General features: G+C 43.6%; 19 protein-coding genes. 13 read left to right on the top strand and 6 right to left on the bottom strand.

From position 1 onward, the window contains the following. Positions 1 to 225 precede the first annotated feature (225 nt). Positions 226 to 624: a hypothetical protein gene (locus LAJ61_RS04885; RefSeq protein WP_224054676.1), complete on the top strand. Its 399-nt coding sequence runs from the start codon at positions 226 to 228 to the stop codon at positions 622 to 624. Positions 625 to 702: 78 nt separating this feature from the next. Here LAJ61_RS04885 and LAJ61_RS04880 read toward each other — a convergent pair whose 3' ends face one another. The 5 genes from LAJ61_RS04880 to LAJ61_RS04860 form a co-directional block, all read right to left on the bottom strand. Then, positions 703 to 1,434 carry a phosphoesterase gene (locus LAJ61_RS04880; RefSeq protein WP_224054675.1) on the bottom strand — a complete coding sequence of 244 codons (732 nt, stop codon included), beginning with the start codon at positions 1,432 to 1,434 and terminating at the stop codon, positions 703 to 705. 12 nt (positions 1,435 to 1,446) lie between these two features. After that, positions 1,447 to 2,928: an RNA ligase gene (locus LAJ61_RS04875; RefSeq protein WP_224054674.1), complete on the bottom strand. Its 1,482-nt coding sequence runs from the start codon at positions 2,926 to 2,928 to the stop codon at positions 1,447 to 1,449. A gap of 530 nt (positions 2,929 to 3,458) precedes the next feature. Beyond that, positions 3,459 to 4,760 (bottom strand): vWA domain-containing protein, encoded by a 1,302-nt coding sequence (locus LAJ61_RS04870; RefSeq protein ID WP_224054673.1) that lies wholly within the window; start codon positions 4,758 to 4,760, stop codon positions 3,459 to 3,461. A gap of 86 nt (positions 4,761 to 4,846) precedes the next feature. Next, positions 4,847 to 5,989 carry a glycerate kinase gene (locus tag LAJ61_RS04865; RefSeq protein WP_224054672.1) on the bottom strand — a complete coding sequence of 381 codons (1,143 nt, stop codon included), beginning with the start codon at positions 5,987 to 5,989 and terminating at the stop codon, positions 4,847 to 4,849. 38 nt (positions 5,990 to 6,027) lie between these two features. Beyond that, the gene (locus tag LAJ61_RS04860) at positions 6,028 to 6,240 is read right to left on the bottom strand and encodes a GntT/GntP/DsdX family permease (protein WP_159676802.1); all 213 of its coding nucleotides are present in this window, start codon (positions 6,238 to 6,240) and stop codon (positions 6,028 to 6,030) included. 167 nt (positions 6,241 to 6,407) lie between these two features. On the opposite strand from LAJ61_RS04860, the gene LAJ61_RS04855 reads away from it, so the two are divergent. Then, complete coding sequence (locus LAJ61_RS04855) at positions 6,408 to 8,339, top strand: acyl-CoA synthetase (RefSeq protein WP_224054671.1); 1,932 nt, start codon at positions 6,408 to 6,410, stop codon at positions 8,337 to 8,339. Between the two features lie 59 nt (positions 8,340 to 8,398). Here LAJ61_RS04855 and LAJ61_RS04850 read toward each other — a convergent pair whose 3' ends face one another. Further along, complete coding sequence (locus LAJ61_RS04850) at positions 8,399 to 9,349, bottom strand: GlxA family transcriptional regulator (RefSeq protein WP_224054670.1); 951 nt, start codon at positions 9,347 to 9,349, stop codon at positions 8,399 to 8,401. A gap of 151 nt (positions 9,350 to 9,500) precedes the next feature. Between LAJ61_RS04850 and LAJ61_RS04845 the strand changes: the two genes are divergently transcribed. The 11 genes from LAJ61_RS04845 (at position 9,501) to urtA (ending at position 21,648) form a co-directional block, all read left to right on the top strand. Further along, a complete protein-coding gene (locus LAJ61_RS04845) occupies positions 9,501 to 10,763 on the top strand; it encodes an aminopeptidase P family protein (RefSeq protein WP_228744264.1) in 1,263 nt (420 codons plus the stop codon). A 41-nt stretch (positions 10,764 to 10,804) separates the two neighbouring features. Then, positions 10,805 to 12,148, top strand: coding sequence for an MFS transporter (locus LAJ61_RS04840; RefSeq protein ID WP_224054669.1), 1,344 nt, complete (start codon positions 10,805 to 10,807; stop codon positions 12,146 to 12,148). Between the two features lie 130 nt (positions 12,149 to 12,278). Continuing rightward, entirely contained in the window at positions 12,279 to 13,241 is a 963-nt protein-coding gene (locus tag LAJ61_RS04835) for a DMT family transporter (protein WP_224054668.1), read from the top strand. 128 nt (positions 13,242 to 13,369) lie between these two features. Continuing rightward, positions 13,370 to 14,305, top strand: coding sequence for an urease accessory protein UreD (locus LAJ61_RS04830; protein WP_224054667.1), 936 nt, complete (start codon positions 13,370 to 13,372; stop codon positions 14,303 to 14,305). A 50-nt stretch (positions 14,306 to 14,355) separates the two neighbouring features. Further along, positions 14,356 to 14,658, top strand: coding sequence for an urease subunit gamma (locus LAJ61_RS04825; protein ID WP_036599279.1), 303 nt, complete (start codon positions 14,356 to 14,358; stop codon positions 14,656 to 14,658). A 24-nt stretch (positions 14,659 to 14,682) separates the two neighbouring features. Then, the gene (ureC, locus tag LAJ61_RS04820; protein WP_224054666.1) at positions 14,683 to 16,773 is read left to right on the top strand and encodes an urease subunit alpha; all 2,091 of its coding nucleotides are present in this window, start codon (positions 14,683 to 14,685) and stop codon (positions 16,771 to 16,773) included. 242 nt (positions 16,774 to 17,015) lie between these two features. Beyond that, the gene (ureE, locus tag LAJ61_RS04815; RefSeq protein WP_224054665.1) at positions 17,016 to 17,579 is read left to right on the top strand and encodes an urease accessory protein UreE; all 564 of its coding nucleotides are present in this window, start codon (positions 17,016 to 17,018) and stop codon (positions 17,577 to 17,579) included. Beyond that, the gene (locus LAJ61_RS04810; protein WP_224054664.1) at positions 17,576 to 18,412 is read left to right on the top strand and encodes an urease accessory protein UreF; all 837 of its coding nucleotides are present in this window, start codon (positions 17,576 to 17,578) and stop codon (positions 18,410 to 18,412) included. The genes ureE and LAJ61_RS04810 overlap by 4 nt, the downstream gene beginning before the upstream one ends. Positions 18,413 to 18,448: 36 nt before the next feature. Then, entirely contained in the window at positions 18,449 to 19,150 is a 702-nt protein-coding gene (ureG, locus tag LAJ61_RS04805) for an urease accessory protein UreG (protein ID WP_224054663.1), read from the top strand. Between the two features lie 27 nt (positions 19,151 to 19,177). Beyond that, positions 19,178 to 19,834 carry a HupE/UreJ family protein gene (locus tag LAJ61_RS04800; RefSeq protein ID WP_224054662.1) on the top strand — a complete coding sequence of 219 codons (657 nt, stop codon included), beginning with the start codon at positions 19,178 to 19,180 and terminating at the stop codon, positions 19,832 to 19,834. Between the two features lie 560 nt (positions 19,835 to 20,394). Beyond that, positions 20,395 to 21,648: an urea ABC transporter substrate-binding protein gene (urtA, locus tag LAJ61_RS04795; protein ID WP_224054806.1), complete on the top strand. Its 1,254-nt coding sequence runs from the start codon at positions 20,395 to 20,397 to the stop codon at positions 21,646 to 21,648. The last annotated feature ends 51 nt before the right edge of the window (positions 21,649 to 21,699 follow it).

The raw sequence follows: 21,699 nt of genomic DNA, 5'->3' as shown, positions 1-21,699 counted from the left end.
ACTGGGTTTAATTCGTTCGGTGGTTTCAGAGCTGATAATTCATTTCATCAACCGCTGAAGAAAAAACCTAAAATCGGGATTGATTTTGATGATTAAGATTTTTTAAGCCTTTTAACAAATCCAGATATGCCGTTCTAAGGATTAACTTTACTCTCACTACAACAAGTATTTTAACCAATAATTGTTTATAATTATATTTAAAATTAATGAAATGGAAGTTAGCTTATGAATGTCAAATTTGCGTTATTCGCAGGATTGTTGTTAAGTGTGCAAGCATTTGCTTTAGATAATACAGCCAATCAAACAAAGCCTACCAATGATGTGCCAACCCAAGCCGATATTCAGCGCCTATTTGATGAGGAAGTCAAAGCCATCAATCGCAATATTATTATCAATCACCCGATTTACTCAGGTAATTATCATACTGATATGCTCACACAGCAAATGTTAGGCTCGATGCAGTATAAAGCTAAAATCAACAAAGCCGTGTGTCAGCCTACTGATAAGCCAAATACCTACGACTGCTTAGTGCATACCACGTCAAATGTGATGGGTTATCAAAGCGTTAATAAAAGCGCAATCACCGTCAAACGCATTGGCGGTGAATTGGTCTTGGTTAAATAAAGCTAGGGCAGAATTTTTCAAACGATTGGTCATTTAAAAAACTATTTCGTATTTAGCATTTATCAGCAAGTTGGTTTGTTAACCATTCACCATTAATTTTTGTCGAATTAATGGTGAAATATTTTGTACCAACTGCTGATATTCATCATCTACTTTGATTTGACCAAAGGTCGGACTACTAGACAAAATACTTGGAATTGCCAGGTGATTTAGCGGGGTGTCATCTTTAAAATGGTCAAGTTTTGGTAAATCTTCTAGATAACTGACCACTTCATCTAAGGTCAACAATTTGCCGTGTAAATCAAACCCAACATTTAAAATACGGCCACCAATATCCGCCATACGATCATGAATATGACCATGCAGATGATAGTAGCCTTTGTGACAACCATCCCATTCAGCAATCGGATAATGAAACAATACTAAAGTTCTACCGAGTTCTTTAAGTTGCAGTTTTAGATAACTTTGAGCCGAATATAGCAATGGATGACCATCGTGCTTTGATGTGGTCAAAAACTTGTCTAGGTGGTCTTGAATAATATCATCGTGGTTACCAAAAATTAAATGATGACGACCGTTTAGCTGCGATAATACCTTGTTGATGTGTTGTAGGTTGTGTGAAAACGTCAAATCACCCAAGTTATATACGTCATCATCTACGCCCACGGTATCGTTCCACATCTCAATCATGTATTGATCAAGCGTATCAATGTCGCCCTGATAGCTAGGCTGGGGGCGAGTGTGAGGACAAAATTTTGCAATATTTCGATGTGAAAAATGCAAATCTGAAGTAAAAAAAATGTTACTCATTTTGCGTTCTCTTTATTCTAATTTTTCTAAAAATTGTTGGACAAAAGCGATTTTCTGTAATTCATCAAGCTGATTAAACGTATCTTGATGTGCTTTGATATGATCAATCAGCGGATAATATTCTTCATCCACTTGCTGCTTACTTAATTTACTGCCCAAATTTTTTTCTTGGCTACGTCCAAAAAATTTCGACACCAGATAATAAGGTGACTTTAATTTAAATAATAAATCTTGCGTTTGGCTATCAAACACCATAAAACCTTCGTGTTTAACGGTTTTTAATAGGGTTTTTAACTCACCAAAACGGACGTTTTTTAGCGTAGTAGGGCGTTTTAAACCAAACTTTTTACCAATTTCATCCAACTGCTGCTCACTAAATAAGTTGCCTGTTGCCACATCCCTTATACCAATAAGTGTTTCACCAAACGCTTCAGGAATAATATGAATGTCGCTTGGGTCAGTAATCTCAAATAAAAAGGTATGATTAGCAAACTGTTTAAATACAGGTTCATATTTCGTGCAATGCTCACGCGTCATGAGCGCAAAACTGCTATCAAGTGATCCAGTAGTCGAATATAGCACTTGTCGATCAAAGCTAGCACCAGCACTTGGGTGATTATCATCGAGTTCAACATAAGTGCATACACCCAAAAATCCGTTTACCTTAACCACGGCGTCGACCAATCGATCGTCACTCATCGCAATGGGATAGGGACTATTTTTAGCAATACATTCAGAATAGTTAAATACCTTGTTAAATGGTCGCACAATAATACGGTTATGCTTATTAATCACAAGTCCGCGCATTTCTAACAAGGCATTATCAAAGCTGTTTTCGTAAAATACCTTACGCGCGTATTTTAAAACGAACAGATCTGGATAGTTTTTACTTTGTTTTTTGACGAAATTTTTGCGTGCAAAGGTCAAATAGTCATCGGTGACAAACGTCTGTTGTACCTCGTCAAATGGCAATTTACCCTGATTAAATACATGCATTTTGTCAACTAACTGCTGAGTTAACGCATCAATTGGCTTAATGGCAGGAACATGGATTTCGTCACGTAATTTGCTGTTATTCAAATTGATATAAGCCGTTAACACATCTGCTTGTTTGACGTTATGCGTGTTTTCAAAAAAATTGTGTAAACGGTAAATTTCAACCTCAAAGCCAAACTTTTTCGCCATCTTAATCAAATGGATACAAGCTGAACCTTTTTGATTCGTGTTTGAATTGACAATTAATATATCTTGGTTAGGGTGCTGTTGCCCTTGCTTAAGCATATTTTTAAATGTTACAAGATTTTGACGTTGGGCTTTATCCACCAAATCACCTGACCAACGATACATACCATTTTCATCAGTGAGTAATAGGTCATTTTCTAAATGGACGATGGTTGCATTGGGATACGCTTGAGCAAATTTGCTTTGCTGCTGTCTGGCAAACGTGGTTTTCCCAGAGCCTTGATGGCCACGGATTAAAATAAATTTTTGCATAACTAGCCCCTTATTCATTGCATCTTTATAACTGCGATTAAACAATGAAAATTAAGATTGAAAAATGCAAAATTTAGACAAAATAAAGATATGGACTAGAACATAAAGGCTAGTCAATACGTGATTTGGTCAAATTTTACATGTACAAACCGAACAATTTTGTGAGAAAAATTGTGGATTTGGCGGGGTCGTAGCTCAGGATTGTTACGCTATCACGCTTTTATAGCGAACAAATGTAGGATCACTATTAACAAAAGTAGATAAAGTTTTTGTTAATTTCTAGATTTTAGTTTAGTTGGTTCTTCATTGTCAAGTTAATCGTATCTGTATTGATTTAAAACAAGGAACTTATGTTGTGCTTAAATCATTGTAACTTACCAAAACATAGAGCTTGACACGTTAGAAGTGTCTTACATTATGCAGGATAAATATAGATAACAGTATGACAGCACAGAAAAAACCATATTACGTATATGTGTATCTTTTCAATAAAAAAAGGACTGAATTCCAGTCCTTTTTTATTACCAAGTTCAATTGCGTATCACCCCTTTAACCTTAGCCTCATTTAACCAACTGGGGAACTCTTCTAATAAAAGCTCATACAAGCGCTCATCGCTGATACCAGTGATACGCTCTAACGCAAAAAAATTGCAATTATCAATAATACGGCCTGTCATATCATCGAGTTTTTCAAGCACCCCATAATTGCGACCGCCAATTCCAACAAACTGCCAAAAAATGGGTAGCGTTGCTGCCTGCGTTAAAACCTTTTGCATTTGCCGGCCACTGCCCACACCACCATCGGAGATAAACAACACATACACAGGAATACCATCGTCAAACTGCTGGTAGTAGTTAATCACTGCTTCAATCGCCGGTAGCTCTTGATTGATCCTTGCGCCCACCTGCCAGTTGCGCCAACCTCGCTTGGTTGTTTGAATAAATTGATTTACATTGGTTAAAGTGACATCATCAAGCTGCGTGGTATATTGAGCAAATGCCCAACATTCAAAACTACCGTCATTGTCAAAATTAATTGCCAGTGGCATAAGACGATCAACCACTTTTTGCACATCACCATTATGATATTGATGGTTCATTGAGCCTGAGGCATCTAGCACTAAAGCGACACGTGCTTGTACATCAAGTAGGTTTTTCTTTTCCAGTTGTACCAGTGACTTTTTGGTTAAATCAATAATGCTGGCGTTACCTGTTTTCTCTGCTTTTTCTAAGGAAATCTTCTTTTTTAAATCAATTTTGGATAGTTGTGGGGTAATAGGCGCAGTTGGTGCGGCTTGAATAGGCGCTTCTTCAGCCACTTCACCACCGAAATGCTTGATTAAGGCTGCCAACCCACCATTAAAACCTTGTCCCACTGCATTCATACGCCAAATATTATCTTTTTTATAAAGTTCCAGTGCCATTAGTGCCTTTTCTTGCTGAAACATACTGCCGTCAATTGGAAAGCTTACGACCGTCTGCTGCTGAGATTGCAAGTTGATTGCCATTGCTGGCAACTGTGACATGGTTTGATGACCATCAATGGTTAAGGTTAATACCAAGCGTTCAATGTGCGGGGTTAAAGTGGCCAAATTGACATCGAAGCTGACTATTTGACTAGCATTTTGGCTAAGCGTTAGGCTACCGCACGGGCTTTGAGGCTGGTTATAAAATATCATGTAGGCTTCGTCGCTAAGCTTACCCTGACTGTCTAAACCAAACAGTGCGATGTCTAAGTTTAAATTACTTGGTGGAGTAGTTGCTAAGCTAAAACTCAGCGAATTGTTTAATACATCTGATAGTTTAAGTTTTTGTCCACGAATAAGCTGCATCTGTAAATCCTTATTTATCGTTGTTGGTCATTGTTATTTTATTAGCGCAACTCATTAATATGCGAGCATCTTTATAGGGCTAAATACTAACGGTTTAATTGTTGACCCAATTGCATTGCCATCGCGATATTATAGGCAGTCTTTTCAACATTTTGTTTTGCTAAAGCAAGTGCTTCATCAAGCGAGCCTAAAGTTTGAATACTGGGCATCGCTATTGTAAAACCATCGTCTTTCCAATGGCTGTGAGGGTCATCGACCACGCCACAAATGGCGATAACCGGCACATTAACTGCTTTGGCAAGGGATAGCACGCCTGATGCCACTTTGCCCATGGACGTTTGAAAATCCATCTTCCCTTCACCGGTGATGACCAAATCTGCTTGCTGAATCATTTGCTCAAGATTACTAAATTCACTTACCAACTGAAACCCGCCTGTCAGTGTTGCCGATAAAAATGTCATTAACGCAAAACCCAAACCGCCTGCGGCACCTGCGCCTGCTTCATTACGATTATCGGGGAAATTTTGACGGCTGGCAATATTGGCAAAATGGTTAAGTGCATTATCTAAAATAACGATATCGTCTAGCGTCGCCCCTTTTTGCGGGGCATACACATGGCTAGCACCGAGTTTGCCACATAATGGATTGGTCACATCACAGGCGACAGTAATACTAATATCAGCGATTTTATCGCTAACCCCACTGCTGTCAATAAACGCCAATGCCGCTAACGCTTTACCGCCTTGCGCAAGCTCATGATGCTGTGCATCCAAAAAACGATAGCCCAAGGCCTTTAGCATACCTGTACCTGCATCATTGGTGGCACTGCCACCGATACCTAGGATAATATGTTTTGCGCCTTTATCAATCGCATCAAGTAGCATTTCACCCACGCCATAAGTGGTAGCGATACTTGGGTCTCGCTCTGACTGTGTCAGTAGGTGCAAGCCAGCACAGCTTGCCATCTCAATAATGGCGGTTTGATTGGGCAGTAGCACATAGCTTGCTTCAATCGGGCGCATCAAAGGGTCATGTGCAATGATACGTTGCCATTCGCCAGACAGCGTTTCTTTAAGCGCGGCAGCCGTGCCTTCACCACCATCTGCCATCGGTATTTTAATGATGTCAGCTTCTTTAAAAACAGTGGTAAATCCTGTCTCAATGGCATCACATACTTCACTGGCAGTGAGACTTTCTTTAAATGAATCTGGCGCAATAATAATTTTCACGGTGCTTTTCCTAAAGTTATTTTATGACAGGGTATGACCTAAAGCAGAATAATCGATAATAACCAGATAAACACCATGCTAACGACTCCTTGGATACCTGTAGCGACAGTATGTGCTTTATAGGCTTGTGGCACACTCATACGACTAAACTGACTGACAACCCAAAAATAGCTATCGTTGGCATGTGATACGGTCATCGCACCTGCCCCAATAGTACAATCATCGGAACATCCTTTTTCCCGTAGTTTCATGAGTTAACTGAGTTTGTCCATCACATCAGCTAACTGTAGCAAATATGTACGAAACAATATCAGAATTTTTGACTGACATACCGTATTATTTCTAGAGGCAATTATTTCTAGAGATGATTTCAAAGTATTACGATACTTAATTTAACAGTAAAAAGGACTTTGACCCTATGAACCAGCAAATAAAAAATCAGGACGACCTCAAACAGTATGAACAAAATTTTCCTTTAAACCTGCCTAGCAGCACCTATCAGATGCTATGTGAGAGCGAAGCTCAGTTTGGCGATGAAAAAGCCCTTACTTTTGTTTTAAATGCTACGCAGTATCAAAACAGCACAAGCTATAGCTATCGGGAGCTATTAGCATATATACGTCAAACCGCCAATATGCTTTTTTCGTTGGGCGCGGATAAAGATACGGTCATTGCGATATTGTTGCCAAATTTACCCGAAACCCATTTTTGTATCTGGGGTGGCGAGGCAACGGGTATTATTTTTCCGATTAACCCATTGCTTGAACCTTCTGTGATTGCTGGCTTATTAAATGAAGTCAAAGCCACGCTACTCATCATGCTTGCGCCATTACCCAATCAAGATAACAAGCCGCAGCTTTGGGACAAGGCGGTCGCGGTTGCCAAGCTCACCCCAAGTTTGCAGCATATCATTGGGGTGACGATGGCTCATCATGTCGCCCATCAACTTAATATAACCTTGCCAGATGCAAATAAAGAATTTGTACAGCAGTTACCAGAGAGGGTCATCTATCATGACTTTTACACTGGGATTGAAAACCAGCCCAAAGATAAATTAATTAACCCCCGTACCATTGTGCCTGAGGATCTGTCTTCATTCTTTGGAACCGGTGGTACAACTGGCATGCCCAAAATTGCCATGCGTAATCATAAGAATGAAGTCGCCAATGTCTTACAGGCACGGACATTGTTTGGTGATGACATGCTAAATCAGGGCAATGTCGTGCTGTGCGGACTACCCCTATTTCACGTCAATGCCGTCATGGTTACAGGATTATTACCGTTATCGATGGGGGGTGAAATTCTGCTAGTTTCGCCAGAGGGCTATCGCGGCGATGGGGTGATGGTAAATTTTTGGGCGATTATTGGGCATTATCGCGTGAACTTTTTTAGTGGTGTGCCCACGCTTTTTGCTGGATTATTAAATCTACCAGTTGGCGACCATGATATTGCTAGTTTAAAGCACTGTTTGTGTGGCGCAGCCCCAATGCCGATAGAAGTATTTAAACAATTTGAAAAACAAACAGGGGTACAAATCATTGAAGCGTATGGTATGACGGAAGGTAATTGTGGTAGTTCAGCGAATCCAAGATTTGGGGAGAAGAAAATTGGTTCAATAGGGCTACGCTTCCCATATCAGCCTATGCAAGTGATGATGCTTGATGATAATGGCAAGTTTGTGCGAGTTGCCAACACAGGTGAGGTGGGTAATATTTGTATTCGCGGCGATAATGTGTTTGTTGGCTATTATTTGGCGCAGCAAAATCAGGGGATTTGGGTAACTGACACGGACAATGAAACTTGGTTTAATTCCGGCGATTTGGGCTATCAAGATGCAGACGGCTACTTTTTCTTGACGGGTAGAAAAAAAGAGTTAATTATCCGAGGGGGACACAATATTGACCCAAAAATGATCGAAGAGGTGGTTTATCAATATGACGGGGTAGCTGGCTGTGCTGCCATTGGTAAACCTGATAGCTATACAGGCGAGTTACCGGTTTTATTCGTTGCCCCTAAGCCGGGTGTCAACTTAGATACTGATAAACTGATGCAATTTTGCCAACAAAACATTGGCGAAAAAGCCGCGATTCCTAAAGCCATCTACGTGATCGATGCATTACCCTTAACCGCAGTGGGTAAAGTATTTAAACCTGCACTAAAACGTCAAGCGACCGTGATGGCTGTCAGTGAATTACTACTACAACATCATATCAAGGCTACCGTCAGCAGCAAAGATGATTCTACTTATGGGTTTATTGTGCTAGTCAACCTAGATGGCGATGCGTCACATCAACCACAAGCCAAAACCGTGTTAGACCAGTTAGCCATTCATTGGCAGTGGGATAAATAAGTTTTTTAAATAATAAAAGCAACCACCTGATTAAGCGATGGTACAAGACGCATTAACCCTTATAGCGTTTTTCGAAAATCACTGGCTGACATATTAAACTGCTGTTGAAAGGCTCTGGAAAAAGATGCCAGATTGAAAAAGCCAGTCGCCATTGAAATGGTGGTCACTGGCATGGTGGTATGTTGGAGTAGATTTTTAGCATGCTCTAATCGTAAATTAAGATAATACTGTTGGGGTGAGGCCCCTAGTTGTTTGGCAAATTGCCGCTGTAGTTGTCTTTCAGAAATACCGACATATTTAGCAATGTCCGCTAGCGTGAGCGGTTCTTCGATATTGGTTTTCATTAACGTGATAGCATCGATGACATGGGCGTAGCTATGACTGAGGGTCTTTGGTTTGGGTAAATGTTGGATACTCGCTGGCTCTCGGATAGCCGTGATGACAAACATGTCTTGAATTTTTTCAACGATTTCTCGCCCAAAGTGCTGCTTGATGATGTGCAGGGTCATATCAAGCGCACATACCCCGCCAGAGCAGGTATAAAGCCGATCACCAATGGTAAAAATATGGTTTAAGAATTTTACATTGCCAAATTGTTCCTGAGCCAGCGTAACATTTTCCCAATGCAGCGAGGCTGATTGATTGGCTAACAACCCTGCATTCGCAAGCGCTATTGCCCCCGTACAAAGCCCCCCTAACGCAATATCCCGAACGGCTAAACGCTCCACAATCCCCTTTAGCGCGTCTGTCATTAAATTTTCGGCTTCATAGCCCCCGCAGATAAACACGAGTTCACAATCAAATAGATGTTTGATTTCAGCGGTATGAGTGACTTGCACCCCATTACTGGCACTGGTCTGATGACCTGCAAAACCACTAATAATCCAGCTATATAGTGGTTGGCTACTGACATAGTTTGCCATTCGTAACGGCTCGATGACATTGCTAAAAGCCATCATGGTAAAGCCATCAATCAATAAAAAACCAATTTTTTTAATATTCGCTGTCATAAATAAAGTATGAATGGACAAGCCGTGTTGTCGTAATTAATCAAAAAAATGTCGTCTTATGAAAAACTGAATTTTTAAATTTGCGTATGATGAGGGATGTGGAGAGCAAAGAATTTCTTAACATCAACCTAAACCTCGTGAGGCGCAAACAATGAATCAGTCAGTTGAACATATGATAAATAAAGCGGCTAGCCTGGATACTGCACTTAGCATGCCAAGCTTAATCCAAATCAAAAATGGCGAGAAGGTCAAGCCGACTTTTAGCGCCCAAGAATACCAAAACCGCCAACAAAAGCTTAAAGCCTATATGGCAAAAAGCGACATTGATAGCGTGTTATTCACCTCCTATCACAATATCAACTACTATGCAGACTTCTTATATTGCTCATTTGGACGTTTCTATGGTTTGGTCATCGACCAAGACAAAGTAGTGACTATCTCCGCCAATATCGACGGTGGACAGCCTTGGCGACGTACCATGGGCGATGACAATATCGTCTATACCGACTGGCAACGTGATAACTATTTTAAAGCCGTGGCAAGTCAAATCAACAACAAAGGCAGAGTGGGGATTGAATACGATCACTTACCCATTGAACGTTTGAAAAAACTACAAGACGCGTTGCCCAATGTCGAGTTTGTCGATATCAGCCAAGCTTGTATGAAAATGCGGATGGTGAAATCAGCCGAGGAAATCGCCCTTATCAAGCAAGGTGCACAGGTTTGTGACATTGGTGGGGCAGCGCTCGTCAACGCCGTGCATGAAGGGGTTCCTGAGTATGAGGTAGCGTTAGCCTCTACGCAAGCGATGGTACGAGAAATCGGGCAACGCTTTGAGCATGTCGAGCTCATGGATACTTGGACGTGGTTTCAATCAGGTATCAACACCGATGGCGCGCACAATCCTGTGACCAATCGCAAAGTGCAGCGCAATGATATTTTAAGTTTAAACTGCTTTTCGATGATTGCAGGCTACTATGTGGCGCTGGAGCGTACGCTGTATTTTGGTGAACCTGATGCAGCCACGCTCAACTATTGGGAAATTAACTGCAAAGTGCATGAAGAAGGCATAAAACTCATCAAACCTGGCGTTCGTTGCTGTGATATCGCCTTAGAGCTCAACAAAATCTATGCCGAATATGGCATTTTAGACCGCCGCACCTTTGGTTATGGGCACTCATTTGGCGTGTTGTCACACTATTATGGCCGTGAAGCAGGGTTAGAACTGCGTGAAGACATTGATACGGTACTTGAGCCAAATATGGTCATCTCAATGGAACCGATGATTATGATTCCAGAAGGTATGGCAGGGGCAGGCGGTTATCGTGAACATGATATTTTGGTTTTAACTGAAACGGGCGCTGACAATATCACAGGCTTCGCCTATGGTCCTGCACATAACATTATCAGTTAGCTTACTTTAGCATGACTTACTACCAACCAAGGGGAAACTAAATGACAACTTTTGCACTTTCACCCACTGCCGTAGCAATTCAACAACCAGCTGCCGAGCCGTATGTTAAAGATCCTGTGTTACTCAAAAAAGCCGCCAAAGCCAGTTTTATTGGTAACTTTGTCGAGTGGTTTGATTACGCATCGTATGGCTATTTTGCCACTGTCATCGCTAGCGTATTTTTCGCTAAAACCGATCCAACCGTCGCATTGATGTCAACTTATGCAATTTTTGCGCTATCCTTTATTGTCCGTCCGTTTGGGGGTATTTTTTGGGGACATATTGGTGATAAATACGGTCGAAAAGCGGCTTTATCTTGGTCGATTTTGATTATGTCGGGTGCTACTTTCTTAATCGGATTGTTGCCAAGCTATGCCACCGTGGGTATCTTGGCCCCTGTGTTGTTGTTATTGTTGCGCATGATTCAAGGTTTTTCAGCTTCGGGAGAGTATGCAGGGGCATCAGCATTTATGGCAGAGTATGCGCCGCCCGACAAAAAAGGGTTTTATACCAGTATCGTACCTGCCAGTACATCCGCGGGTCTATTACTGGGATCGCTGATTGCGGCAGCTATGACCGCCTTTATGGATGCTGATTTTGTACAAACTTGGGGCTGGCGTATTCCGTTTTTATTGGCTGCACCACTGGGTTTGGTAGGTCGATATATGCGGTTGAATCTTGAAAAAACCCCGGCTTTTAAGGCGTTTGAAGAAAGCACCATTGAAAAACCTGTGCCAATCAAAAATTTGTTTGCCAACCATAAAAAAACTTTGTGCATTGCCTTTATGTTATGTAGTTTGAATGCGGTGGCTTTTTACTTAATCCTAAGCTATATGCCGACTTATTTATCGACCCAAATGCACATCAATGAAACGCAGTCGCTGCTAGCTGCCTCCATTTCATTAGTCGCTTATATCGGTATGATTTTTACCATGGGTAAATTGTCAGACAAATACGGTCGTAAAACCATGCTGATCATCGCATCTGTATTGTTTATCGCGTTGACAGTGCCTTTGTTTCATATGCTAAGCCTGGGTGGGTTTTTAACGATTGTTTTGATTCAACTGGTATTCTCGCTGTTATTATCCGTCAATGACGGTACACTACCGGCATTTTTAAGCGAGATTTTCCCAGTCGAGGTACGTTATTCAGGTTTTGCTTTCACCTTTAACTCAGCCAATGCGCTACTTGGTGGCACAACCCCCTTGATGGCAACTTGGTTAATGAGCAAAACAGGCAGTCAAATCGCGCCAGCTTGGTTATTGGTGATAGCAAGCGTAATCGCACTGGCAGCAACGGTGATGTATAAAAAATCCGATAGTGTGTCGATGTTAGAAAGAGGTTAGAAAAATAATCGATTAACTACGGTTATCAATAACCCCATGAAGTTAATTTAAGTTTTTTCCCAAAGTGGTTTTAGCCAACCTTGTTTGCTAGAATCACTTTTTTTATCCCCCGTTTTTTTAGGAATTGCCAGTGACTCGTAAAACTGCTTTCGCTACCAACAAATCCCCTAACACGCTCAATCATGCGACGATGGGTGGCTTGCAAGTCATTGTGGCGGCTATCTGTTGGGGCACGCTGGGTATCTTTACTACCTATCTACATCAACTGGGTTTTGATAGTGTGCAAATTGCCATTTTAAGAGTGGTGACCGCTGCTATGATGCTACTGATATTATTGCCATCGTTGTGGACATCCATTAGGCAGTTATCAGTCAGCGAGATATTACAGTTGAGCTTGCAATCGTTGATTGGCGTGTTAGGCATGACGGTTTGCTATTTTATCGCGGTCAATTTTGTGGGCGCGGGCATTGCGGTATCGCTACTATATACGGCGCCGATTTTTAGTTTGGTATTGGCATTTTTTTTATTAAAAGAACCGATAACAAAAAAATCATTTACCTTAGCTTGCATCGCGGTATTGGGCGTGGCACTGACAATGCTCAGTGAGAACTTTACTTTGAGTTGGGGGATTGTATTTGGTCTATTGTCTGGGGTGTGCTATTCACTGTATGGCATTTTAGGAAAAAAAGCCTTACACAAACACTATCCGCCGACCTTGGTGTTTTTTAGCTCAGTGGTGATTAGTGCCATGGCTTTATTATTCCTACCGATGACCTATCAAACCTATGCCAAAGCCTTCACCATGCCTGCTATCACTTGGTTGTGGGTGATGGGGCTCAGCCTAGTGGGTACCGTGATTCCGTTTTTCTTGTATATGTCAGCCCTGCACAAACTCCCTGCAACCAAAGCCTCGGTATTTACCGTGTTTGAGCCGTTTACCGCGATTGTATTGTCGATCGTATTACTGCACCAATCGCTCAATGGCATGCAGTACTCAGGGATGGTATTAATTCTTTTAGCCACTCTCCTAAACTCTATCAAATTGCCCTTGCAGCGTCATCGGCAACTGACAGAAGTCGATACTCAAGTCTAATAACAGCCCAAACCGTGTAAACATCCCTGATTTGGGCTTTACCATGTTGGTATCAAGGCTCGCTGCCGCAATGTGGCACAGCCCTTGCATTCTATAAAACCATATATTTTTCATATAGTTAGATAGATATGGCTTGGCACTCAGTCCTTACCTTAGCTTTTGACACCCAACATGCGGGTGAGCATGCTCGCACCAATTTGGTACAACGCCACCACCAAGGCGCCTTGCGGGTACAAAAAGCCTTGTATCCTGAAAGCGGTGAACAGCAAGGTATTTGTCATGTCATCATGCTGTATCCGCCCGCCGGCATCGCCTTAGGCGATAAGCTCGATATTGACATTGGCGTAAAACATCACGCCCACGCCGTGATTACCACGCCCGGGGCAAATAAATGGTACGGTAATTTACCAAGTTACACCGCTAACAAGCAAACCGATGAGAGTTCACCAACCAAAAAAACTCAAAAAAACCAAGAAGATTTAAATAGTTATGCTGTTCAAAATGTCACGGTTTATCTACAAGATGACAGCCGTTTTGAATGGCTACCGCAAGAAAACTGTTTTTATAACGCAAGTTTTGCCCATGCTACCAATCAGTTTTTTATCAGCCCAGCTGCCAGTGTTATCGCTTGGGAAATTAACCTGTTAGGGCGAGAGCATCATGGCGAGCGCTATAGTACAGGCGAGATGCGGTTATCAAACCTATTTTGGCGCGTGGATGAGCAGCCCAAATTGCTGCTTGCTGATACTTTACATCACTGTGCTGAACACGATTGGTTTGGCTCACCCGTGGGTCTCAATAACCACAGTGTCTTTGCCAGCTTATGGGTTGTGCCAAGCGTTGATGCGCAAAAACAGCTGATTGAATGGGTTAAGCAATTACGTTTATTTATCGACCACCATAGCTTGCCTGTCTCTTGCACCCAAACAGGGGAGGTGATGATTATTCGCTATTTGGGGGATGATGTCCGCCAATGTTTTGACAGTTTTGGTGCAGTTCGTGGTGAAATTCGCACTTTAATGTGGCAAAAAGCCAGTCATTTGCCCCGAATTTGGGCAACCTAGCGGCAGTGACGGTCTAATTTTTAATACTAAAAAAACAATTGGAGTAACCCATGCATTTAACCCCCGCCGAAAAAGATAAATTACTTATTTTTACCGCAGGACTGGTTGCCGAGCGCCGCAAACAACGTGGCTTAAAACTTAACTATCCAGAAGCAATAGCCTATATCAGTATGTTGGTACTCGAAGGGGCAAGAGAGGGAAAAACAGTGGCACAGTTGATGGGCGAAGGCACCACGTGGCTGACGGGTGAGGATGTGATGGATGGCATCGCCGAGATGATTGACGATGTGCAAGTGGAAGCCACCTTTCCCGATGGTACCAAACTGGTGACCATTCACCAACCGATTGTGTGATTTAAACAATATAAGGGGTAAACCATGAAAGTTGGCGAATATAAGCTAAAAGACCAAGCCATTATCCTGAATGAAGGGCGCGCCGTCCAAACTATTTTGGTCAAAAACACCGGCGACAGACCGATTCAAATCGGCTCTCACTACCATTTTGCCGAAGCCAATGACGCACTGGCGTTTGACCGTGACAAGGCGCTTGGGTTTCGCTTAAATATCTTATCGGGTACAGCAGTGCGTTTTGAGCCAGGGCAAGCGCGATCAGTTGAACTGGTCGAGTTCGGTGGCAATAAGGCGATTTTTGGGTTTGCTGGGCGGGTGATGGGGCAAGTCACCGCATCTGTTGATACCGCAAGTTTAGCAAAATCACAAAAAACCGTACCCCGCCAAATGTATGCCGAGCATTTTGGCTTAACCGTGGGCGATAAACTGCGTCTTGCTGATACCGAGCTGTGGCTGGAAGTGGAAAAAGACTTTACCAGCTATGGTGAAGAGGTCAAATTTGGCGGTGGCAAAGTGATTCGTGACGGCATGGGGCAAGGGCAGCGACCGTTTGCCGAAGTGGCTGACACTGTGATTACCAACGCGCTTATCTTGGATTATACCGGGATTTATAAAGCCGATGTAGCGATAAAAGATAGCCGAATTTGGGCGATTGGCAAGGCGGGCAACCCCGATATTCAATCCAATGTCACCATCGCCATTGGCGCAAGCACCGAGATTATTGCAGGTGAAGGCAAAATTTTGACCGCGGGCGGGATTGACACCCATATTCACTTTATCGCGCCGCAGCAGGCGGAAGTTGCCTTGATGTCTGGAGTGACGACCATGATTGGCGGTGGTTCAGGACCTGCCCAAGGCACACTTGCCACCACCTGCACCAACGGCAAATACCATATCGAAACCATGCTCAAAGCCCTTGATGACATGCCCATGAACATTGGGCTACTGGGCAAAGGCAATGTCAGTTTGCCGCAGCCGATTGTCGAGCAAATCGAAGCGGGTGTGGTCGGGCTAAAACTGCACGAAGACTGGGGCACCACGCCGCAAGCGATTGATAACTGCTTGAGCGTTGCCGAAGAGTATGATGTGCAAGTGGCGATTCACACCGATACGCTCAACGAAAGTGGCTATCTAGAAAGCACGCTAAATGCCTTTAAAGACCGCTGTATTCACACCTTTCACACCGAAGGCGCAGGCGGCGGGCACGCCCCTGATATTTTGCGGGCGATTGGCGAGCCGCATGTATTACCGTCGTCGACCAATCCCACGCGTCCGTTTACCATCAATACCATTGATGAGCATCTCGACATGCTGATGGTCTGTCACCATTTGAGCCCTGCGATTGCCGAAGATATCGCCTTTGCTGAGAGTCGTATCCGCCAAGAAACCATCGCCGCTGAAGATATTTTGCACGATTTGGGGGCAATCTCGATGATGAGTAGCGACTCGCAAGCGATGGGACGGGTGGGCGAGGTAATTATCCGCACTTGGCAAACGGCGGATAAAATGAAGCGCCAACGCGGATTTTTAGCACCCGATGTATCTAGCCACAGCGAGCAAGGTATCACGCTCACTGATGTAGATGACATCAAGAGCAACGACAATTTTCGCATCAAACGCTATATCGCCAAATACACCATTAATCCTGCCATTACCCACGGTATTGCCGAGGAAGTCGGTTCGGTAGAAGTCGGTAAATGGGCGGATTTGGTGCTATGGTCGCCCAAATTCTTTGGGGTCAAACCTGACACGATTTTAAAAGGTGGTAGCATCGCCGCTTACCCGATGGGCGATATCAATGCCTCGATCCCAACCCCACAGCCAGTGCATTATCGTCCGATGTTCGCAAGCTTTGGCAAAGCCACCCACCAAACCAGTATCACCTTTGTATCCAAAATCGCCTTTGACAACAATATCCAACACAAACTTGGCTTGCAAAAAGTGATTCGACCCGTGCAGGGGATTCGTAACATTCGCAAAAAAGATATGCGGTTTAATAGCTATTGTCCCGAGATGTCGATCAACCCAGAAACCTATGAAGTACGTGCTGACGGTGAGCTTCTCACTTGCGAACCGTCGGCTGTGTTGCCAATGGCACAGCGGTATTTCTTATTTTAAATGTGATTTTAGCTATGAATGCCAATGTGATGACTAAAACCGAACAATCTCATGTAACCTGTGATGAGTGTGGCAGTGAGTTTTTTAACAATGTATCGCCAATGCAAAATCTTTGCCCAAACTAATCGCATTTACTGTATGGCTATAACAACTGTGAACATCAATTTAAAGAGGGTCGCTGTCAAAAATGCGGTTGTCATGGGCAAATTCTGAGTAGGTAGAAAATTTAACAAAGGATAATAATGAAAATTTATAATCAGCGGGTGCAACAGTTAACTCACCAACAGCAAGCCGATTTGCTCAATCAACAAGCAAACGGGCAGTTTTTGCAGCTTGATTTTGACACACGCCAGCGGTCACGCTTTCGTGCAACCCTGCAAAATGGTGAAGCGGTCGGTATCGACCTGCCACGCACAGGTACGCTCAAAGATGGTGATGTGGTGCAAAACGACACAGGAGATATCATACAAATTTTTGCCAAACCGCAAACCCTCACCAAAGTCACCGCCGACAATGCTTTTGAACTGATGCGGGGGGCCTATCATTTGGGAAACCGTCATGTACCACTGATGCTCGTTGAGCAGGGTCAAGCGCAGTATGCCTTATACTTTGAGCCCGATTATGTGCTTGCCGATATGCTAGTGAAGTTAGGCTTAACCGTGAGCGAAGTGGAACACGCTTTTGAACCCGAAACAGGGGCGTATGGGCATGGCGGTCATTCACATGGACATGATAATCGGTTAAGCCATGCAGATACGCAAAGCGCAATCGTCGGTGATTTAACCAAAGCCACGTTTTTTTCATGAATACGATGATAACAACATCGTACCTCACACAGACGACACCGCCACAACAATTGCTTAAGCTGATGATGCTAGCGTCGAGCAATTTGCCGATTGGTAGTTATACCTATTCCCAAGGCGTAGAGTCTGCCATTGAGCAAGGCTTTATCCATGATGAAGCCAGTAGTTTGGCGTTTTTGCAGGCGTATCAGCAAGAGGTTTTACTCAATTTTGAACTGCCGCTGATGGCAAGTATGATGCAGCTGTCAGCGCAAACAACTCACCACAGCTTGGTGGATAGTCTAGCCAATTTTTATGGGGCAAGCCGTGATAGCCATGAGTTTTTATTAGAGAGTCAACAATTGGCGCAGGCATTTTGTGCCTGGCTCGATGGCGTGCTCGACCTTGCGATGCCACAAGATTGGATAGCGCAAGGCTATTTACCGTTATTTGCTCGCTTGGCGTATTTTTGGCAACTGCCCATAGCCGATAGCCTGACGACTTATGCGTTTGCTCAAATGGAAAATCTGACCTTGGCGATTGTCAAAACCTTACCGTTGGGACAAATGGCAGGTCAACGAATTATTTGGCAATTGGGGCAAGCGATGGATGAACCGATTGCCAAGCTTTGCCAAACGCAAGCCAGCAAAGTCAAAACGGCATTGACAGCCATTCATCATCGGCAGGTGGTTGTGGCTAAGCTACAAGACATTGCGCCACAGTTTTTACAGGCACAGCAGCATGCCCAAACATTACTGATGTTAATCAACCACTTGCAACTATCAGCGTCTGTACCGTCGTTGGCAGAATTATCCTGTCATCATGAACAGCAATATAGTCGTCTGTTTCGTTCCTAAAACCCCTGTCTTTAATATCATTTACAAGGAAACCCCATGACTGGCTTTACCCAAAAAACCCCAACCCAAGAGCCTTGCCTATCCCCGTTACGTCTTGGCATTGGCGGGCCTGTTGGCTCTGGCAAAACCGCTTTGACTTTAAGTCTGTGTCGCCGTCTCAAAGATGTGTACAACATGGCGGTGATTACCAACGATATTTATACCAAAGAAGATTCGGAGTTTTTGACCCGCCACGATGCCATGCCCGCTGAGCGGATTATCGGCGTGGAAACGGGCGGCTGTCCACACACAGCGATTCGTGAAGATGCGTCGATTAATCTTAATGCCGTGGCCACCTTGCAAAATCGCTTTGATGGTCTTGAACTGATTATCATTGAGTCGGGCGGTGATAACTTGGCGGCGACCTTTAGCCCAGAGTTGTCGGATTTGACCATTTATGTGATTGATGTGAGTGCAGGCGACAAAATCCCCCGTAAAGGTGGACCTGGGATTACCAAATCAGATTTGCTGATTATCAATAAAACTGACCTTGCGCCACTCGTGGGCGCGGATTTGTCGATTATGGACAAAGACGCCAAAAAAATGCGCGGCGATAAGCCGTTTGTGTTTAGCAACATGAAAACTCAAGACGGTTTGGATGACATTATCAAATTTATCCAACAACAGGGCATGCTAAGAGCGCTAGAGATTCCGTCACAGCCGGTCCAACATTTACCAAGCTCAAGCGAAAATATGTAAAAAATGCAATAAAATTAAGGAGACATAATGAAAACTTTAACCCAAAAAACAACCCAAAAAACGGCGTTGGCAACCGCGCTTTTTAGTCTTTCGAGTGTGGCAGTGGCGCATGTCGGTCATGGTTTAACCCAGCATGCAGTCGCAAGTTCGGTAGATTTAATGGCTGCCGTCACCGCAGGGCTCATGCACCCTATCTCAGGTCTTGACCACGTTGTGCTTGCAGTTGGCATGGGCATGGTGTTTGCCCGTCACAAAAAACTGGGTTTAGGCTTGTTGGTGACGAGCTTACTGTTAGGGTTTGCTTTGGTGCAACTATTTCATGTGGCGATTGGCTCATCAATTATTGAAGGTGCGATTTTGCTATCGGTGGTGTTGACAGCGGTCGCAGTTTTGGCGCAGCGCACCAAGATAGCACAAGCCAATCAAAAAAGCTTTTCGCTTATGATGGCGATCAGCTTATTTGGTTTGACGCTATTTCATGGCATGGCGCATGCCGTGGAGATGCCTGTCAGTAGCGTGAGTCAAGGGTTTGGCTTAGGCATGATAACCGCGATGTCTGCCTTGTTTGCTGTGGGTGCAGGGGTGATGAATTGGGTAAAAGCACAAGCCCATGCGCATCCCAAGCTGTCTTGGCTACCTTCAATTATAGCGGCATTGGGCATGGCACTGGTATTGGCTAACTAGGGATTAACAACATCTTTGATAAAAAGTGCAAGCTGTCTGGCTTGCACTTTTTTTATGCAACAAATTGGGTAATATCATAAAAACACTGGCGATACAGCGTTATTTAGCGACAATCAATGCTAGAGCAATGCCAGATAAATGACAGATGAATGGTAATAGTGCAAAAAACCATGCCAGTTTATCAGATTGGTGAAATCGCTAAGGGCGCCAAAGTTTGCCCATTTTTTACCTAGTAGCAGCATTTATCCAATGGGCGATTGTTTAAAATAACTGATTTTAACTATACCAATTCAACATTTTGATTTAATTGATAAAATTTTCAAAAATAGCTTTTAACATGCAGATTGGCACACTAATTGAATTGTCACTATAGTCAGTTAAGACAACCAGCAACCGATAGCCAAAGCCTATCCGTTACGCCCTACCTTAAAACGGCAATCCATCTATTTTAGGAGTGACACATGTTAGACAAAAAAACCACCGAGCTAACCACGACTGAGCGTCAATTAAGCCGTCGTGCATTTGGCAGATCCTTGGTTGCCCTAGCGGTAACGGGCAGTATGATGTTGACAGGTTGTTCAAAACCGCAATCATCAAGTGATGCCAAACCAGCCAGTGGCACGTCAACCACTGCTGCCACCGGTAGTGCGCCTGCCCCTAGCAATGGTGATACCATCAAAGTGGGTATCTTGCATTCACTCTCAGGTACTATGGCAATCTCTGAAACATCGCTCAAAAACACCGCATTGATGGCGATTGATGAAATCAATGCCAAAGGTGGGGTGATGGGCAAAAAACTTGAGCCTGTGGTTGTCGACCCTGCCTCAGACTGGCCATTGTTCGCCGAAAAAACGCGCCAACTACTGACACAAGACAAAGTTGCGGTTATTTTTGGCTGCTGGACATCGGTTTCTCGTAAATCCGTGTTGCCTGTGGTTGAAGAATTGAACGGCTTATTATTCTACCCTGTGCAGTATGAAGGACAAGAGCAGTCCAAAAACATCTTTTATACCGGCGCCGCGCCCAACCAACAAGCCCTTCCTGCGGTTGAATACTTGATGTCACCAGAAGGCGGCGGTGCCAAACGCTTCGTGCTATTGGGTACTGACTATGTGTATCCCCGTACCACCAATAAGATTTTACGGGCGTTCTTAAAGTCTAAAGGCGTGGCAGAGAGCGACATCATGGAAGAATATACCCCATTTGGCTTTAACAACTACCAAACCATCGTGGGTAATATCAAAAAATTCTCAGCGGGTAAAAAGACCGCCGTTATCTCCACCATCAATGGTGACTCAAACGTCCCCTTCTATCGTGAGCTTGGTAACCAAGGCATCAAAGCGGCGGATATTCCTGTGATGGCGTTCTCTGTGGGTGAAGAAGAACTTCGTGGTATCGACACCACCCCATTAGTTGGGCACTTGGCAGCATGGAACTACTTTCAATCGCTCAAAAACCCTGTAAACATCAAGTTTGTGAATGCTTACAAAAAATACGCCATTGACCACAAACTGCCAAATGCCGATAAAGTAGTGACCAATGACCCAATGGAAGCCACCTATGTGGGTATCAATATGTGGAAGCAAGCGGTTGAAAAAGCGGGATCCACCGACGTGGATAAAGTCCGTGCTGCCATGGCAGGTCAAAGCTTTGCCGCGCCATCGGGCTACACGCTAACCATGGATGTCGAAAATCACCACTTACACAAACCTGTGATGATCGGGCAAATCCGTGCCGATGGTCAGTTTGATGTGGTTTACAAAACCAAAGATGTCATTAAAGCTGAACCTTGGAGTCCTTATATTCCAAAATAAGTATCCCAAAATAAGCCTTTCAAATAAGCTTGAATGAAGTTAACAATCGAT

The organism is Faucicola osloensis (assembly GCF_020041925.1).
Classification (GTDB): Bacteria; Pseudomonadota; Gammaproteobacteria; order Pseudomonadales; family Moraxellaceae; genus Faucicola; species Faucicola osloensis_D.
This window is presented reverse-complemented; position numbering and strand designations above follow the sequence as displayed.

Excerpts from the sequence above, each read along its gene's own strand:
- LAJ61_RS04885 (WP_224054676.1), top strand. The coding sequence starts at position 226 with ATGAATGTCAAATTTGCGTTATTCGCAGGATTGTTGTTAAGTGTGCAA.
- LAJ61_RS04880 (WP_224054675.1), bottom strand. The coding sequence starts at position 1,434 with ATGAGTAACATTTTTTTTACTTCAGATTTGCATTTTTCACATCGAAAT.
- LAJ61_RS04875 (WP_224054674.1), bottom strand. The coding sequence starts at position 2,928 with ATGCAAAAATTTATTTTAATCCGTGGCCATCAAGGCTCTGGGAAAACC.
- LAJ61_RS04870 (WP_224054673.1), bottom strand. The coding sequence starts at position 4,760 with ATGCAGCTTATTCGTGGACAAAAACTTAAACTATCAGATGTATTAAAC.
- LAJ61_RS04860 (WP_159676802.1), bottom strand. The coding sequence starts at position 6,240 with ATGAAACTACGGGAAAAAGGATGTTCCGATGATTGTACTATTGGGGCA.
- LAJ61_RS04855 (WP_224054671.1), top strand. The coding sequence starts at position 6,408 with ATGAACCAGCAAATAAAAAATCAGGACGACCTCAAACAGTATGAACAA.
- LAJ61_RS04850 (WP_224054670.1), bottom strand. The coding sequence starts at position 9,349 with ATGACAGCGAATATTAAAAAAATTGGTTTTTTATTGATTGATGGCTTT.
- LAJ61_RS04845 (WP_228744264.1), top strand. The coding sequence starts at position 9,501 with ATGAATCAGTCAGTTGAACATATGATAAATAAAGCGGCTAGCCTGGAT.
- LAJ61_RS04840 (WP_224054669.1), top strand. The coding sequence starts at position 10,805 with ATGACAACTTTTGCACTTTCACCCACTGCCGTAGCAATTCAACAACCA.
- LAJ61_RS04830 (WP_224054667.1), top strand. The coding sequence starts at position 13,370 with ATGGCTTGGCACTCAGTCCTTACCTTAGCTTTTGACACCCAACATGCG.
- LAJ61_RS04825 (WP_036599279.1), top strand. The coding sequence starts at position 14,356 with ATGCATTTAACCCCCGCCGAAAAAGATAAATTACTTATTTTTACCGCA.
- ureC (WP_224054666.1), top strand. The coding sequence starts at position 14,683 with ATGAAAGTTGGCGAATATAAGCTAAAAGACCAAGCCATTATCCTGAAT.
- ureE (WP_224054665.1), top strand. The coding sequence starts at position 17,016 with ATGAAAATTTATAATCAGCGGGTGCAACAGTTAACTCACCAACAGCAA.
- LAJ61_RS04810 (WP_224054664.1), top strand. The coding sequence starts at position 17,576 with ATGAATACGATGATAACAACATCGTACCTCACACAGACGACACCGCCA.
- ureG (WP_224054663.1), top strand. The coding sequence starts at position 18,449 with ATGACTGGCTTTACCCAAAAAACCCCAACCCAAGAGCCTTGCCTATCC.
- LAJ61_RS04800 (WP_224054662.1), top strand. The coding sequence starts at position 19,178 with ATGAAAACTTTAACCCAAAAAACAACCCAAAAAACGGCGTTGGCAACC.
- urtA (WP_224054806.1), top strand. The coding sequence starts at position 20,395 with ATGATGTTGACAGGTTGTTCAAAACCGCAATCATCAAGTGATGCCAAA.